Genomic DNA, 14,124 nt, shown 5'->3' with positions numbered 1-14,124 from the left:
ACTATTCTAGCAGCTCAAACTGGTTAACCGACACACCGATTCCTTGGCCTGCTTTGATCTCCAGTACGAGGGAATCAGGATCATCAAGCTGGTTACTGGAAAATATATGCTCATAGCCGTCCGCCAGTCCTGCTCCTATACCCATAGGCAGCTGCACTGTTCCGGCACCGGAGCGGGCTGTTACCATTCCAGAGAAGTATTCAAAGACCTTCTGCCGAACCTCCCACTCATAATCCTCTTCGTTTTTTAATTCATACCTGACCTTGATCATCAAGGGTGACATTTCAACACGGCTCAGCACAACCTCATGTCCTTCTATCTGAAATTCTTTATTCGGATAGATAACCTCCGTCTTCATTTCCTTGAATCTCTGATCCAGTTTAATTGCAAGCTTGATTCTTGGAGAGTAGTGAATATCCGCCATAATGGTGCCGGTCTTAGGATCATCCATTTTTCCCGGATCGACCGAAGCAATCAGGAAGTCTGCCTCCAGCTGCTCCGGAAACGGCCTGCTGCGGTCCAGCTCGAACTCGCTTTTTCCGTAATATTTGTGATAATTGTCCTCACCGTTTATCTTGGCGTGTGCCCCGATCCCTCCAGTACGGTTTAGCCAGCTCTCCGTCTGCACATCCAGCATTCTGCTGCTGCTAAAGCCGTAAATTTCCTGATCGTTCGACGTTTCTGCCGTGTATAACAGAACAATCCGGTTCTCGTCTGCCGTTACTGCATTCAGGGTAATGAGATATCCGTCCACTTCCACCCCGTTGTCCAGCAGCTGAACATAATCATTACGTACCGCTGATTCGAAGGTGGGCGCGTTAATGTCATAGCTGTTGAATTCCCTGAACGGTTCAAGGACTCCCCAGTCCACCGGCCCTGTATCTACAGGAGTCTGCTGGCCGGCATGCCATACCGGTATGATGAACAGCACGAATGCAACCACCGCAGCGGCGGCCAGCCCGTAAAAGCTCCCTTTCATCAGCGCAATCCGCTTACTGCCGCTTTTTCCGCGCTCCATACCGTTTTGAACCGCCAGCCTGATCTGATGGTTGTCCGTCTCTCCTTGAAGCTGCAGCTGCAGCCTGGCCGCTTCCTCCAGCATAATCTGCTCTTCCCTGCTGTTAATCATTCCACTCCCCCCGATCCTTCATAATCGCCCGAAGCTGCTTAAGCCCTTTATGCTGCCAGGTTTTTACCGTACCCTCAGGCTTATTCAGCAGCACCGCTATCTCCCCGAGCGTCATGTCGTTATAGTATTTGAGCAGCAGCACATGACGGTATTTCGGCTTGACCTGATCAAGCGCCCAGCGCATCTCCAGCCGTCCGTTGTTCTGCACCATGACCCGCTCCTGCATACGCTCGTCCGGTGTCGGAACACTTCTTTTCCTTCTGCGCTGCTCATCGATACAGACGTAGATCAGAATACGGATGATCCATGCTTTAAAAGCGCCCGGGTCCTTCAGCGTTTTCCGCTTGATCCAGGCCCGGCAGGTGCTCTCCTGCACCGCTTCCAGTGCATCATTCCGGTTGCCCAGGTAACTGTAAGCGATCTGATACAGCCGGGCGCTGTGCTCCATCACCGATTCATAGAACCTCGCCTCTTCACTTGAAGCTGTGCCGGTCAACCTTTTCATCTCTATGCCAGACATTGTCATCCAGCCCCCTCCTCTCTCCAGCCCTACAAAGTATAAGACGGAGAGCACCCGTAAACAGTTTTCCCTGTGGGCAAATTCAAAAGAGCCTCCGGCTTGGAGGCTCTTCTTAATTATAACAATTTCATATTCCAAACCTTAATTACAGCACCCAGTTACCTTGGCGGAACACCGGCTCGAGCGTACCGTCAGCAAGCTCACCGTCAATCTCAAGCTCGGCGGAGCCGATCATAAAGTCAACATGGGTCAAGCTGACATTGGCGCCGCGTTTGATCAGCTCCTCGCTGCTGAGGCCCACGCCGCCTTCGATATTTACCGGATAGGCGCTGCCCAGCGCAAAATGACAGGAGGCATTTTCGTCGATACCGGTGTTATAGAACACTCTGTTCAGGCGGGAAATCGGCGAATCATGCTGCACCAGAGCGACCTCGCCCAGATAGGAAGCACCTTCATCCGTTTCCAGCAGGGTGGTCAGATGCTCACGGCCGGAAGCCGCATCATAGGCGGTTACCTTTCCGTCAGTAAAGGTGAATGAAATACCGTCGACCAGACGGCCGTTGAGGTTGAGCGGAAGCGTACTGGCAACCGTCCCGTTCACACCTGTCCGCAGCGGCATCGTATAGATCTCTTCAGTAGGCATATTCGCTACAAAATATACACCGCTGCCGTTCTCGCCGCCGCCGCCGCGCCACAGATGTCCTTCTGGCAGCTCTACATGCAGATCCGTGCCGGGTGCGCGGTAGTGCAGGCTTTTGTAGCGCTTGGCATTCATCCGGTCCTGGCTTAGCTTCAGCTCTGCAATATGCTCGCGCCACGCCGCTACCGGGTCCTCGCTGCCCACACGGTTCATCTGGAATACCGCTTCCCACATAGCGTCAATCCGCTGCTCCTGCGGCAGATCGGCGAACACCTTGTCCGCCCACGCACGGGTCGGCGCTTTGATCAGCGACCAGCTGATTTTGCTGCTGCGGGTGTAATTCTGATAGTTCCTGCGGGCAATCGCAGCTGCTTTGACAGCCGTAGAGACCTTGGCAGACTCAATACCGTTGAACAGCTCAGGATTTGGTACTTTGATATGTAAAATCGCTCCGCCCTCTTCGGCGAATCCCTCCAGCATATCGGCATGCCACTGGGGATAATAGCTGAACGAATCCTCAGGCGCCTTCTCATACCGGATGCGCGTAACCGCCTCGTCATCCCAGTCCACCATTACATATTTTGCGCCGGCTTCGTACGCTTTGCCTACGATTAGACGGGTAAGCTCTGCTGTTTCAAGCGGTGCATGCACCATCAGCACCTGACCGGGCTGCACATTCACTCCGACCTTCACCACCAGATCGGCATATTTCTCAAGCATGATTCCGAAATCCTTCATTCTCCCATCTCCTCCATCTCTGTCTGTTCTGCCATTCTTATCTCGATAAAAGCTCCAGTAGTTATTTTAACGCAAAACACACAGGATGGCGATTTTTGCTGCATGAATTTCACAAGCCAATACTTTGCTTCATCCAAGATAAGCTGCAAATGATTAATTCTATATATACAAAAAACGGTTCCCGGGCAGGAACCGCCTTCATCCAAACTGCCCGCTGCCGCCTTATTGCTTATCCACCTGCAGCAAAGTAATTTCTTTTACAGTAAACGTGCCAGTGAGCTTCGCTTCATCAATAACCTTCAGCTTGGCAAGGCTTGCCACCTTGGCAGAATCCGCCTTGGACAGCAGACGCCACACCTGGGGATCAGCCAGTGTATTATACAGCTTTTCATCGTCATATTCCTTGCGGTTCTGCGTAACCAGCTTCACCTTATAGCTGCCGGCCAGCACCTCAGTCTCCCCCAAAGCGGCACAGTGGGCGATAATCTCCTGCCTGAGCTCTGTAAGCTCCTTCTCAATCTCCTTTTGCTTCATTTTGAGCTTGTAGTATTGCTGCACCTTCTTATCCATTCAGCTCACACTCCTCTCCAGACATATGTATGCCGGAGAGAATCATTATAATGAATAAATCCATAGAATCCGCTTTCAATACATTTTATAATAAAAAAGCAATCTGCAGGGATTCCCATCTGCGGCAACGTCTATATTAATAATCCTAATCTGATTATTCCAGCCGGAAGACTGGTAAGTATAACGTATGCGCGAAGCAAATTTACTGACGGCAGGTGGACTATGTTTCAATCCTATCTTTTTCCGATCTCTTATGCATTCCTGGCCTTCCCGGTTGCAGCACTGCTGTTTACCTTGCCTTTTCTGATTGTCCAGTACCGGCGGCACGGGTATATCCACAAGCTCCGGGCGCTCATTCTGTATCTTCTGCTGCTGTATTTATTGAATGCCTTATTCCTGATTATGCTGCCGTTTCCGGCAACCAGACACAATTTGCCTCCAACCGGCGGGAGTCTGCAGCTTGTCCCCCTTCAGTTCATCGAGGAGATTCTGCACAGCAGCAGCTTTACTGCGGATACTCCCTCTACCTATCTGTCTTTACTGAAGGAGCCCGCTTTTTATCAGGCTGTGTTTAATGTGCTGCTGACCGTCCCGTTCGGCATGTTTCTCGGTTATTATTTCCGCACGAGATGGGTAGTGTGCATCCTACTCTCCTTCAGCCTGTCTCTGGCGTTCGAGATGACACAGATTACCGGAATATACGGCTTCTTCGATCATCCTTACCGGGTATTTGATGTAGATGACCTGATTACCAACACACTTGGCGGGATTATCGGGTACCGTATCGCCCTCTGGATCTCCGGGCTGCTTCCGCAGATTGAACAGCTGGATGCCAGGGAAAATTTAAATGCAAAACGGGTTACCTTTACACGCCGGACTATCGCTTTTTTACTGGATGCCTGTGTATGGATGCCCGCTGCCGGGCTGCTCAGCCTGCTTCCTGTACCGGCTCCGTTTTGGATTACACTTACTGCTTACTTTTTGCTGATTCCATGCCTGACCAAAGGCCGGACTCCCGGCAAATGGGTGGTGCGCATTGCCGTGCAGAGCAAATCGGATGCGCCGCGGCTGTGGAGGCTGACTGTAAGATACGGACTTCTGTATGGAGTTCTGCCGGGCATGAATATCATCCTGTTCGACTCTGTGTTTGCTGCCGCCCTTCATCAGGAGCTGGCTGCTACCGCCCGGGGTATTGTACTCTTGGCGGATCTCCTGTTTCTCATCCATATCATCATTAGCGTATTCCGGAAAAAAGAGCTGTTCTACGAGCGCCTGAGCGGAACCCGGAATGTAATCCTATGGCCGGAAAAACAGCCGTTAACGGAACCGGGGCTCCGGCCGTATACCATTGAATAGTAAGGAGCAGATGCCTTTTGGAACAAAAGAATTCCCCTATTAATAACCCGGTCCCGGACTCGAGTACATGGATTATAGAAGCCGATATTACCTCGATGCAGGCCGAAATGACCCGTGGTTCGTTGACTTCGGTACAGCTGGTGCAGCTATACCTTGAGCGGATCGGCAGACATGACAATGTCATTAATGCTGTGCTTGAGCTGAATCCAGATGCACTGGAAATTGCCTCGCAGCTGGATCAGGAGCGGCTGGTTACAGGCCCCCGCGGGGGCCTGCATGGAATTCCTCTGCTTATCAAGGATAACATTGATACCGCTGACAAGCTTCATACAAGCGCAGGCTCAATCGCTCTGGCAGATTCATTTGCCTCGGCTGATGCTGAACTCATAAGTCATTTACGTGCAGCAGGTGCGGTTATTCTCGGCAAAGCGAACATGACGGAATGGGCTAACTTCATGGCTCCAGGCATGTGGGCAGGCTATAGCTCCCGCGGCGGACTCGTCCTGAACCCTTATGGACCCGGTGAGCTGTTCGTAGGCGGTTCCAGTTCAGGCAGTGCGGCATCCGTAGCAGCTAATCTGGCAGCCGCAGCCGTTGGAACCGAGACCTCGGGTTCTATAATCGGTCCGGCCAGCCAGAACAGTGTAGTCGGCATTAAGCCGACAGCCGGATTGGTCAGCATGGCCGGAATCATCCCCGGCATCAGCAGTCAGGATACAGCCGGTCCGCTGGCCAGAACCGTAGCTGATGCCGCCTTGCTGCTGGGAGCTATGGCCGGGCCTGCCGCTTCCCGGGCAGCAGGCCGGGACACAGGTCTAATACCAGGGGATTATACAGCTTTTCTTGACCCGCAAGGTCTGCAAGGCAAGCGGATCGGCATTCCGGCAACCGTCTATCAGGATCTGCATCCGGATGTTCTGGCGATTATGAATGATGCCATTGCCATAATGGCTGACAACGGCGCTGTAATTATAGATCCTGTAGAGCTGCCTTGCCTCGCGGCCGACTGGAGTCCTGTGATGCTGCAATATGAGTTCAAAAGAGGCTTGAACCACTACCTGGCCAAGCTTGCCGGTCATATTCCCGTACACAGCTTAAGTGAACTGATCCAATATAATCTGGAACACAGTGACAAAGCGCTGAAATACGGCCAGGGAACGCTGGAATGGCTCGAACAATCCGGGGACGGGATTACAGAGGCGCAGTACCGGAAGGAGCTTCAGCTATCCCGCGAATCGGCAAGGGAACAGGGAATAGATTACGCTTTGTCCAAGTATCAGCTTGACGCTTTGATGTTCCCAGGTTTCCATGGAACAGATGTTGCAGCAAGGGCGGGTTATCCGCTCATTACCGTACCTGCCGGGTATGCAGAAGACGGAAGCGTGACACCCGGAGGCTATACTACAAAAGGCCCTCACGGGGTGACCTTTTGCGGTACCGCTTTCAGTGAGCCCGTCCTGATCTGTATCGCTTATAGTTTTGAACAGGCCGCACAACGGCGTTATCCGCCCCGCCTGTTTACATAATAATGCCCTATCCATTTTAGATTGAGGAGCTGTTAACATGAACAAGACCCATGTTATTCCGCAACTGCCCAGAAGTCTGCCTGAAGAACAAGGTATCCGGTCAAGCGCTGTATCTGCCTTCCTGAACCGGATTAAGGAATCCGATCTCGCCCTCCACAACTTCATGCTGCTGCGTCACGGCCATGTTGTAGCTGAAGGCTCATGGTCGCCCTATACTCCTGAGCGGCAGCATATGTTGTTCTCGCTCAGCAAAAGCTTCACAGCCACAGCTGTCGGGCTTGCCGCTGCAGAGCAGCTGTTGTCACTGGAGGATAAAGTGGTCTCCTTCTTCCCTGAAGAGGCTCCGGATCAGCCCGGCAGCAACCTGGCACAGATGAATATCAGCCATCTGCTTATGATGGGTACAGGGCACACTGAGGATACGATGACTGAATTGCTGAATGATGCGGAAGGCAACTGGGTCAAAGCCTTTTTGCGGCAGCCTGTTGACCGGGAGCCGGGTACTTTTTTCCTGTACAACACCGGGGCAACTTATATGCTGTCTGCTATCCTGCAGAAGGTATCCGGTCAGACTCTGCTCGAATATCTCACCCCGCGGCTCTTCGCTCCTCTCGGTATCAACAATCCGGTGTGGCAATCCTGTCCGCGCGGTATCAACACCGGTGGCTACGGGCTGAGCGTAACTACAGAGGACATTTCCAGATTCGGCCAGCTTTATCTGCAAAAAGGCATATGGAACGGCAATCAGCTCCTCCCGCAGGAGTGGATAGAGTCTGCAAGCTCGAAGCAGATCGCGAATGGCGACGGACAGCCGGATAGCGGGGACTGGTCACAAGGCTATGGTTACCAGTTCTGGAGATGCCGGCATAACATTTACCGGGGCGACGGGGCTTTTGGCCAGTTCTGTATCATTATGCCGGAGCAGGATGCCGTCATCGCGATTACCAGCGGTACAAATAAGCTGCAGGAGGTAATGAATGCGGTATGGGAACTGCTGCTTCCGGGCATGTCCGGGGAGGAAGAGCCTGCCGCGCTGCATCCGGCAGCAGCGGATCTGTTGTCAGAACAGCTAAGCTCACTGCGGTTTGATCCCCCGGCGGTGATGACCGTTTCAGATGCGGAAGCCGGAATGAATGGTCTTATCTATCATATGGAACCCAACGAATATCAGCTCGAAACATTGTCCGTTACCTTCATCAGCAATGAAGCCAGACTCACTCTCAACTCTGTGCCTGCCGGCATTCATGAAGTCATACTGGGGCGCAGCGAATGGATGTTTAGCAGCGCAAGGCTTACGCCGGACTCCGCATCAGCAGATGCGGTCATGTCAAGCTTCACCTGGGCGGCCGGGGATGTCCTGCAGCTGACCATGCTGCTTGTAGAGACGCCCTTTTGTTACACGCTAGAGATTGCGGTGAAAGAACAAGCCATCCTGCTGACAATGACGGTAAATGTGACAATGGGGCCATTAGAGCCTCCGGTACAGATTCAAGGCATGCTCCAGCCGTAATCAGCCAGATCTATAAGTTTACAAACAAGCGGCCATGACACCCTTACCGGGATGCATGGCCGCTTGTACACGCAACAGACTATTTGACAAACTCATTTATCTTGAGCACAACCGGACAATGATCACTGCCCAGCACATTACAATCAATAGAGGCATCAATCAGCTGGGGGCCAAGACGGGAGGAAGCCAGAAAATAATCAATCCGCCAGCCGACATTCCGCTCCCTCACTTTCGGCATATAGGACCACCATGTATACGCCCCCTCCGTCTCCGGATAAAAGAACCGGAACGTATCAATGAACCCAGCCTCCAGCAGTGTGGTCATTTTGGCGCGCTCTTCATCGGTGAAGCCTGAATTTCCGCGGTTGGACTTGGCATTTTTCAGGTCAATATCAGCATGGGCAACATTGAGGTCTCCGCAGACCAGCACCGGCTTCAGCTTATCCAGCTCCAGAAGATAGCCGCGGAAGCGGTCCTCCCATTCCATCCGGTAATCGAGGCGTGTCAGATCACGTTTGGCGTTAGGCGTGTAGACATTAACCAGATAAAAGCTGTCGAATTCCAGCGTAATGACACGGCCTTCAGGCTCTGAGTCCTCCTCCAACCCGTATCTGACCGAAAGCGGCTTGATTCTGGTAAAAACCGCTGTTCCCGAGTATCCTTTTTTCTGCGCATAATTCCAGAACTGATAGTATTCCTCTCCCTGATCCAGGGTAATCTGTCCTGCCTGCAGCTTTGTCTCCTGTACACAGAAAATATCGGCTGCACTTTCCTTAAAATATTCATTAAAGCCCTTGCCCACACAGGCTCTCAGGCCGTTGACGTTCCAGGATACCAGCTTAATCATGCTCATTCTCCTTATAGTCAGATCATTTATTAAGAATTTAATATAAATAGTTGAACTAATATAGTGTACCATATTATCAACTGTCCGTGATTACGGCAGCATGATACAATAACTGGGCTATTGCTTTTCAATTCAAAGAAAATGTGAGGATCGCCAGACTATGAATACTCCCGCACTGCTCAGGAGCTTTAACTTTTTGTACTTTGCCCTGCTGGCAATGTTTATTCCATTCCTGCCCGTCTTTCTGGATATGCAGGGACTGAGTCCGGGGTAGACCGGCCTCGTTATCGGCACAGGCGGCTTCATTACCATTATCGCCCAGCCGCTCTGGGGAATGATCAGTGACAGAACCCGGACAATCCGCAAGGTACTGCTGCTGCTTCTCTTGTGCTCAGCGGTGACCGGTTACTTTTTATACACTTCCGGCAGTTACATCCTGCTGGTGCTGTTTGCGATGCTGCTGTATTTCTTCCTGATGCCCATTGATCCGCTGACCGAAAGCCTGAATTTCCGGATCGCTGAGGCAAACGGTATAAGCTACGGCTCCATCCGAACCTATGGTGCTCTCGGCTACGGAGTCATGGCGCTTCTTACCGGCTATGTCTTGAATTCCTTTGGCGCACACGGCCTGGGACTGCTGTTTGCCGGCAGCTGTATCGCAGGTTTTGTAATCAGCTGGAGAATGCCGGACGCGCCTGTATCGGGTAAGCCCGTTACGCTTGGCAGCCTTAAGCTATTTCTTAAGAACCGGGAAACCCTGCTGTTTCTCCTGCTAATCTTCATCTGCTCTGTACCGGCCAGAATGAATGATACCTTTTTGGGTGTACATATTCTAGCGCTCGGGGGCAGCTCTGCTCTCGTCGGCCAATCGTTTTTTCTGGCGGCTATCAGTGAAATCGTGGTGTTCGCCCTCAGCTTCCGGTGGCTGCGCCAAGGTAAAGAGCTGATTATTATTACATTTGCCGGTTTCTTTTACTTTGTCCGCTTTTTCCTTTCAGCCTGGATATCAGACCCTCACCTGCTGGCTTATCTGCAGGTTTTGCAGGTGCTGACCTTTCCGGTATTTTATTCGGCAGCCATTCAATATCTGTATAGCATCGTACCCGAGGAATGGCGGGCTACAGGACAGACTGTACTGGCACTTCTGTTCTTTGGCGTCTCAGGCATACTGGCCTCATATGCAGGCGGTGCGCTTTACGGGACCTTTGGCGGCAAGGTCTTTTTCCTGAGTGTATCGGCAATGTCCCTAATCGGTACCCTTTTCGGATTTGTACTATATTATAAGAATGTGCGAACCTCCTAAGTCATCCGTATCAGCATTAATAGATTAATTGAATATGATAATCTATCAAATGCAAAAGGAGGTCATCCTATGGCTATCTTGTTACCGCAGCAATATTTCAGCCTGCCGGCCGGAGTCGGCAAATCGTACTATGAAAATCTGAACGGCGGAGCAAATGCTGCTGTCACTGTCCAGAATAACTCCGCATTTCCGGTAGATCTGGTACTGTACGCTGTCAATGCTCCTGTAGTAACCTACACGATCCCGCCGTTTGACAGTCTCACCGTCCAGCTGGCGCTTCTGCTTGTTGCTGCACTGCGAAGCACCGCTGCCGGCGCAACCTTCGGCTATATCCAGATTGCAACATCAGATTTCTAACTGAACTATCAGCGTTACAATAATGTGACCAGAGTATCCGCCATACTCGCTCATATTCCTCCTCCTTCAATAAAAGACCCCTGGCCGCTTGAGCGGCCAGGGGTTTCGTATCGTACAGCAGCTTAATCCGTTATACAACTTCGGCTTCTGTCTCCGGCATAGGACCTGTATATACCGATTGCGGACGGAAAATCCGGTTGTTTGCAGACTGCTCCAGAATATGCGAGGTCCAGCCGACAATTCTTCCTGCCGTAAACGTCGGTGTAAAAATGTCCGGGTCCAGCTGCAGCGCTTTGAGAATAGCCGCAGCATAGAACTCAACATTGGTAAACAGCCGGCGGCCCGGCTTGTATTCCTCCAGCAGCCGGATCGCTGTATGCTCCACATGAATAGCCAGATCGAAGGACGGATCCTTGCCGATCATCTCTCTGGTTGCTATCATCAGCGCTTCTGCACGCGGATCTTTGGTCTTATAGATCCGGTGGCCGAAGCCCATAATCTTGCCGCGGTTGTCAAGAACACTGCGGATCCACGGTTCAGCCCGGTCCATCGTGCCGATCTCCTCCAGCATAGAGATGACCTCTGATGGTGCACCACCATGCAGCGGCCCCTTCATTGCACCGATCGCCCCGCAGACAGCTGCACACATATCCGATTCGGTTGACAGAACAACCCGGGATGCAAAGGTTGAGGCGTTCATTCCGTGCTCCATGCAGAGAATCTGGTAGGCACTGAGCGCCTGAACATGCGCTTGCTCAGGAACACTGCCGCTGAGCATATACAGGTAATTTGCCGCATGCCCCAGCTCTGCTGACGGTTCCACTTCAGGCAGGTTATTTAAGCTGCGGTATCTGTAGGCAATAATCGCCGGCAGGACCGAGGTTAGGCGGATTGCCTGCTTGAGTGTCGGCGGCCACGTCGCATTGTCCTTATCCCCCAGAGCTGCCACTGCACTCTGCAGGACGAGCATCATCGGAACCGACGGCGGAAGCAGATCAATCATCCTTTTCAAATACTCAGGAATCGCTCTGGCTGCTGACATCTCCTGCTTAAGCTGAACCAGTTCATCCGCATCCGGCAGGCGGCTGTTCCACAGCAGATATGCAACCTCCTCATAGCTCCTGCTTACGGCAAGCTCCTTTGCCCAATACCCGCGGTAAACTAAATATCCCTTCTCGCCGTCCACCAGCCCGATATCTGTTTCTCCTGCTACTACGCCTTCCAATCCGGTTACCTTTGCCATTGTTACATACTCCTTTTCCGGTCGTACTAAAGTTAACATCATATAAGAAGTATATGCCGGAATTACGATATTGCATATTTATTGTTTTTTATGAATACATAAATTTTTTTTATCATTTACAGCAAAAGCTCATTTCATCAGCTGCCGCAGCTTGGATTCTGTATTGGAATCCGCGGCCGGAGTGTAGATGCTGCAGCGTAAATCTACGGTACCATGAACCTGCAGCGAGGTAAGCTGGAACAGCATTTTACCTGCTTTGGCATGGCGGAATTCAAGCACCACATCCGGCGCACTGCTGACTCTGCTCTCCTCCCACAGCTCCTGAAACCTGGGATGCTGCACTTTCATTTCCGCGATAAAGTCATCATACCAGCGGTCCTCCACATATTGGCCGTAATATGCCCGGAAAATAGAGAGATATCCGCGGACGAACTGCTCCCAGTTCACGGCCAGCCGCTGAAATTCCTTGCGGACGAACAGAAGGGAGATCATGTTCCGCCCTTCCGGCGGAAGAGCGCCAAAGTCCAGAAAAACATGTCCCGCCGCCTCGTTCCAGCCCACAATATTGCAATGACGGTCGGAAATAATGGTCGGGCAGGTGGTAAGCTCCTGCACAATTTTGTGTAGAGAGGGGCTGATTACCGTCGTCTCCTCCTGCTGATAAGCGGCCGGACCCGGGCCGTTATCGAGTGCCAGCGCAAACAGATAATTCCGCTCATCCTTGGTCAGCTTAAGTGCAACGGCAATGCAGTCCAGCACAGAGGGGGATACCTTGATATCTCTTCCCTGTTCAAGCCAGGTATACCATGTGCTGCTCACACCGGCCAGCTGTGCCACCTCTTCCCGCCTAAGCCCCGGTGTTCTCCTCCGTGTGCCTTCCGGCAGTCCGGCGGAGGCTGGAGTTATAGCCGCACGGCGCGATTTCAAAAAGCCTGACAGCGCCTGCAGTCTTGTCTCATTGGACATGGTTGTTGTCCCCGCCTTTCCTGTTAACATTTACAATAGTAGTAATTATACTAGTATAACCTACAACTTGTAATAGGATAAGGAACATGAAAAAATACAGTTATTACCCCTATTAGAAAATAAAAAACGGATTCTGGGAGGATTCATTCAATATGGAACGAGTAGTTATAACCGGAATGGGAGTCATTTCGCCGCTTGGCAACACTGTAGAACAATTCTGGGATCGTTTAAGCTCAGGTAAGTCAGGTATATCTCCGATCACTTCATTTGATACAGCCCGTTACAAAAGCAAAATCGCCGGACAAGTCAGAGACTTTGATCCGGAAGGACGCTTTGGACGCAAGGAAGCCCGCCGAATGGACCGGTTCGTCCAGTTTGCCCTGGCGGCGGCTGAAGATGCCTGGGCCGATTCCGGCCTGCACCTGGAGGACATGGACCGGGAAAGACTAGGTGTGTATGTAGGCTCGGGCGTTGGCGGCATTCAGACACTCATGGAGCAGACAGACCTGCTCAGAACGCGCGGGCCGGAAAGAGTCAGCCCCACCCTGATTCCGATGCTGATCTCCAACATGGCTGCGGCGATGATCAGCATCCGGTTCGGGGCACTCGGCCCGGCACTTTCACCGGTTACCGCCTGCTCCATCGGAAATACCGCGATCGGCGAAGCCTTCCGGCTGATCCGCTACGGCGGCGCAGATTGTGTAATTGCCGGCGGTGCCGAAGCAGCCATCACTGAAATCTCGCTGGCCAGCTTCGGCAATGCCACTTCCCTGTCTGCCCGCAATGACGATCCAGGCAAGTCCAGCCGGCCGTTTGACGGCGGCCGGGACGGCTTCGTTATCGGAGAAGGAGGCGCCATCCTGATTCTGGAGTCGCTGTCACATGCCCTGCGCCGGAATGCAGTCATCTATGCTGAGGTTACCGGCTACGGCGCAAGCTCTGACGCCTATCATATGGTCGCGACTCATCCTGAAGGGACAGGCGCCTACCTGGCAATGAAGTCAGCCTTGCGCGAAGCCGGAGTACAGCCTGAGGATGTAGACCTGATCAGCGCACATGCAACCAGCACGCTGATAGGCGACCGTTCGGAGACAGCTGCAATTAAGAAGCTATTTGGGGAAGCAGCCTACCGCATTCCGGTTACAGCAAACAAATCGATGACAGGACATACCCTTGGGGCAGCAGGAGGCCTGGAAGCTGTTGCTATAATTAAGAGCATTCAACAAGGTATTATCCCGCCTACAATCAACCAGGAAACTCCTGATCCGGACTGTGACCTGGATTATGTGCCGAACACCGCCCGGAAGGCCGGACTTGACATCGGGATATCCAATTCATTCGGCTTCGGCGGTCATAACGCGGTTATTGTGCTGCGGAAGTACCGGTAATACAAATAACCTTCCGCTCACCCGTTATCTG

At 52.2% G+C, this 14,124-nt stretch carries 14 protein-coding genes; 6 read left to right on the top strand and 8 right to left on the bottom strand.

The window, feature by feature from the left end:
• Window position 1 precedes the first annotated feature (1 nt).
• The 5 genes from R70331_RS13215 to R70331_RS13195 form a co-directional block, all read right to left on the bottom strand.
• Entirely contained in the window at window positions 2–1,129 is a 1,128-nt protein-coding gene (locus R70331_RS13215) for a DUF4179 domain-containing protein (protein ID WP_042176156.1), read from the bottom strand.
• Window positions 1,122–1,655, bottom strand: a complete 534-nt coding sequence (locus tag R70331_RS13210; RefSeq protein WP_081947602.1) for a sigma-70 family RNA polymerase sigma factor — start codon at window positions 1,653–1,655, stop codon at window positions 1,122–1,124. Before R70331_RS13210 ends, R70331_RS13215 begins: the two co-directional genes overlap by 8 nt.
• 139 nt (window positions 1,656–1,794) lie before the next feature.
• Window positions 1,795–3,027, bottom strand: a complete 1,233-nt coding sequence (locus R70331_RS13205) for an aminopeptidase (protein WP_042176154.1) — start codon at window positions 3,025–3,027, stop codon at window positions 1,795–1,797.
• A complete protein-coding gene (locus R70331_RS13200; protein ID WP_042176152.1) occupies window positions 3,024–3,233 on the bottom strand; it encodes a hypothetical protein in 210 nt (69 codons plus the stop codon). Before R70331_RS13200 ends, R70331_RS13205 begins: the two co-directional genes overlap by 4 nt.
• Window positions 3,234–3,249: 16 nt before the next feature.
• A complete protein-coding gene (locus tag R70331_RS13195) occupies window positions 3,250–3,597 on the bottom strand; it encodes a hypothetical protein (protein ID WP_042176149.1) in 348 nt (115 codons plus the stop codon).
• 222 nt (window positions 3,598–3,819) lie between these two features.
• Here R70331_RS13195 and R70331_RS13190 point away from each other — a divergent pair, with 222 nt between their 5' ends.
• From R70331_RS13190 to R70331_RS13180, 3 genes are read left to right on the top strand one after another with little or no spacing between them, the layout of a single operon-like run.
• The gene (locus tag R70331_RS13190; protein WP_042176147.1) at window positions 3,820–4,953 is read left to right on the top strand and encodes a VanZ family protein; all 1,134 of its coding nucleotides are present in this window, start codon (window positions 3,820–3,822) and stop codon (window positions 4,951–4,953) included.
• A 17-nt stretch (window positions 4,954–4,970) separates the two neighbouring features.
• Window positions 4,971–6,479: an amidase family protein gene (locus R70331_RS13185; protein WP_269322329.1), complete on the top strand. Its 1,509-nt coding sequence runs from the start codon at window positions 4,971–4,973 to the stop codon at window positions 6,477–6,479.
• A gap of 37 nt (window positions 6,480–6,516) precedes the next feature.
• On the top strand, window positions 6,517–7,989 hold the full coding sequence (locus R70331_RS13180; RefSeq protein WP_042176146.1) for a serine hydrolase domain-containing protein: 1,473 nt from the start codon (window positions 6,517–6,519) through the stop codon (window positions 7,987–7,989).
• A 79-nt stretch (window positions 7,990–8,068) separates the two neighbouring features.
• Here the strand turns inward: R70331_RS13180 and R70331_RS13175 are convergent, their stop codons facing one another.
• A complete protein-coding gene (locus R70331_RS13175) occupies window positions 8,069–8,833 on the bottom strand; it encodes an exodeoxyribonuclease III (protein ID WP_042182611.1) in 765 nt (254 codons plus the stop codon).
• Window positions 8,834–9,122: 289 nt separating this feature from the next.
• Between R70331_RS13175 and R70331_RS13170 the strand changes: the two genes are divergently transcribed.
• Together R70331_RS13170 and R70331_RS13165 are read left to right on the top strand one after the other, a co-directional pair.
• Window positions 9,123–10,139 (top strand): MFS transporter, encoded by a 1,017-nt coding sequence (locus R70331_RS13170; protein ID WP_269322346.1) that lies wholly within the window; start codon window positions 9,123–9,125, stop codon window positions 10,137–10,139.
• Window positions 10,140–10,208: 69 nt separating this feature from the next.
• Window positions 10,209–10,496: a hypothetical protein gene (locus tag R70331_RS13165; RefSeq protein WP_042176142.1), complete on the top strand. Its 288-nt coding sequence runs from the start codon at window positions 10,209–10,211 to the stop codon at window positions 10,494–10,496.
• 130 nt (window positions 10,497–10,626) lie between these two features.
• Here the strand turns inward: R70331_RS13165 and R70331_RS13160 are convergent, their stop codons facing one another.
• Both R70331_RS13160 and R70331_RS13155 read right to left on the bottom strand, forming a co-directional pair.
• Window positions 10,627–11,739: a citrate synthase/methylcitrate synthase gene (locus R70331_RS13160; RefSeq protein WP_042176139.1), complete on the bottom strand. Its 1,113-nt coding sequence runs from the start codon at window positions 11,737–11,739 to the stop codon at window positions 10,627–10,629.
• A gap of 129 nt (window positions 11,740–11,868) precedes the next feature.
• Entirely contained in the window at window positions 11,869–12,705 is an 837-nt protein-coding gene (locus R70331_RS13155; RefSeq protein ID WP_042176136.1) for a helix-turn-helix transcriptional regulator, read from the bottom strand.
• Window positions 12,706–12,857: 152 nt separating this feature from the next.
• Between R70331_RS13155 and fabF the strand changes: the two genes are divergently transcribed.
• Entirely contained in the window at window positions 12,858–14,093 is a 1,236-nt protein-coding gene (fabF, locus tag R70331_RS13150) for a beta-ketoacyl-ACP synthase II (RefSeq protein WP_042176133.1), read from the top strand.
• Window positions 14,094–14,124 lie beyond the last annotated feature (31 nt).

The organism is Paenibacillus sp. FSL R7-0331 (assembly GCF_000758645.1).
GTDB lineage: Bacteria > Bacillota > Bacilli > Paenibacillales > Paenibacillaceae > Paenibacillus_AQ > Paenibacillus_AQ camerounensis.
The sequence above is the reverse complement of the archived record's forward strand: the minus strand, read 5'-3'. Positions and strand labels throughout refer to the sequence as shown.

Bases quoted from the DNA above. Each gene is read 5' to 3' on its own strand.
- R70331_RS13215 (WP_042176156.1), bottom strand. From the start codon at position 1,129: ATGATTAACAGCAGGGAAGAGCAGATTATGCTGGAGGAAGCGGCCAGG.
- R70331_RS13210 (WP_081947602.1), bottom strand. From the start codon at position 1,655: ATGACAATGTCTGGCATAGAGATGAAAAGGTTGACCGGCACAGCTTCA.
- R70331_RS13205 (WP_042176154.1), bottom strand. From the start codon at position 3,027: ATGAAGGATTTCGGAATCATGCTTGAGAAATATGCCGATCTGGTGGTG.
- R70331_RS13195 (WP_042176149.1), bottom strand. From the start codon at position 3,597: ATGGATAAGAAGGTGCAGCAATACTACAAGCTCAAAATGAAGCAAAAG.
- R70331_RS13190 (WP_042176147.1), top strand. From the start codon at position 3,820: ATGTTTCAATCCTATCTTTTTCCGATCTCTTATGCATTCCTGGCCTTC.
- R70331_RS13180 (WP_042176146.1), top strand. From the start codon at position 6,517: ATGAACAAGACCCATGTTATTCCGCAACTGCCCAGAAGTCTGCCTGAA.
- R70331_RS13165 (WP_042176142.1), top strand. From the start codon at position 10,209: ATGGCTATCTTGTTACCGCAGCAATATTTCAGCCTGCCGGCCGGAGTC.
- R70331_RS13160 (WP_042176139.1), bottom strand. From the start codon at position 11,739: ATGGCAAAGGTAACCGGATTGGAAGGCGTAGTAGCAGGAGAAACAGAT.
- R70331_RS13155 (WP_042176136.1), bottom strand. From the start codon at position 12,705: ATGTCCAATGAGACAAGACTGCAGGCGCTGTCAGGCTTTTTGAAATCG.
- fabF (WP_042176133.1), top strand. From the start codon at position 12,858: ATGGAACGAGTAGTTATAACCGGAATGGGAGTCATTTCGCCGCTTGGC.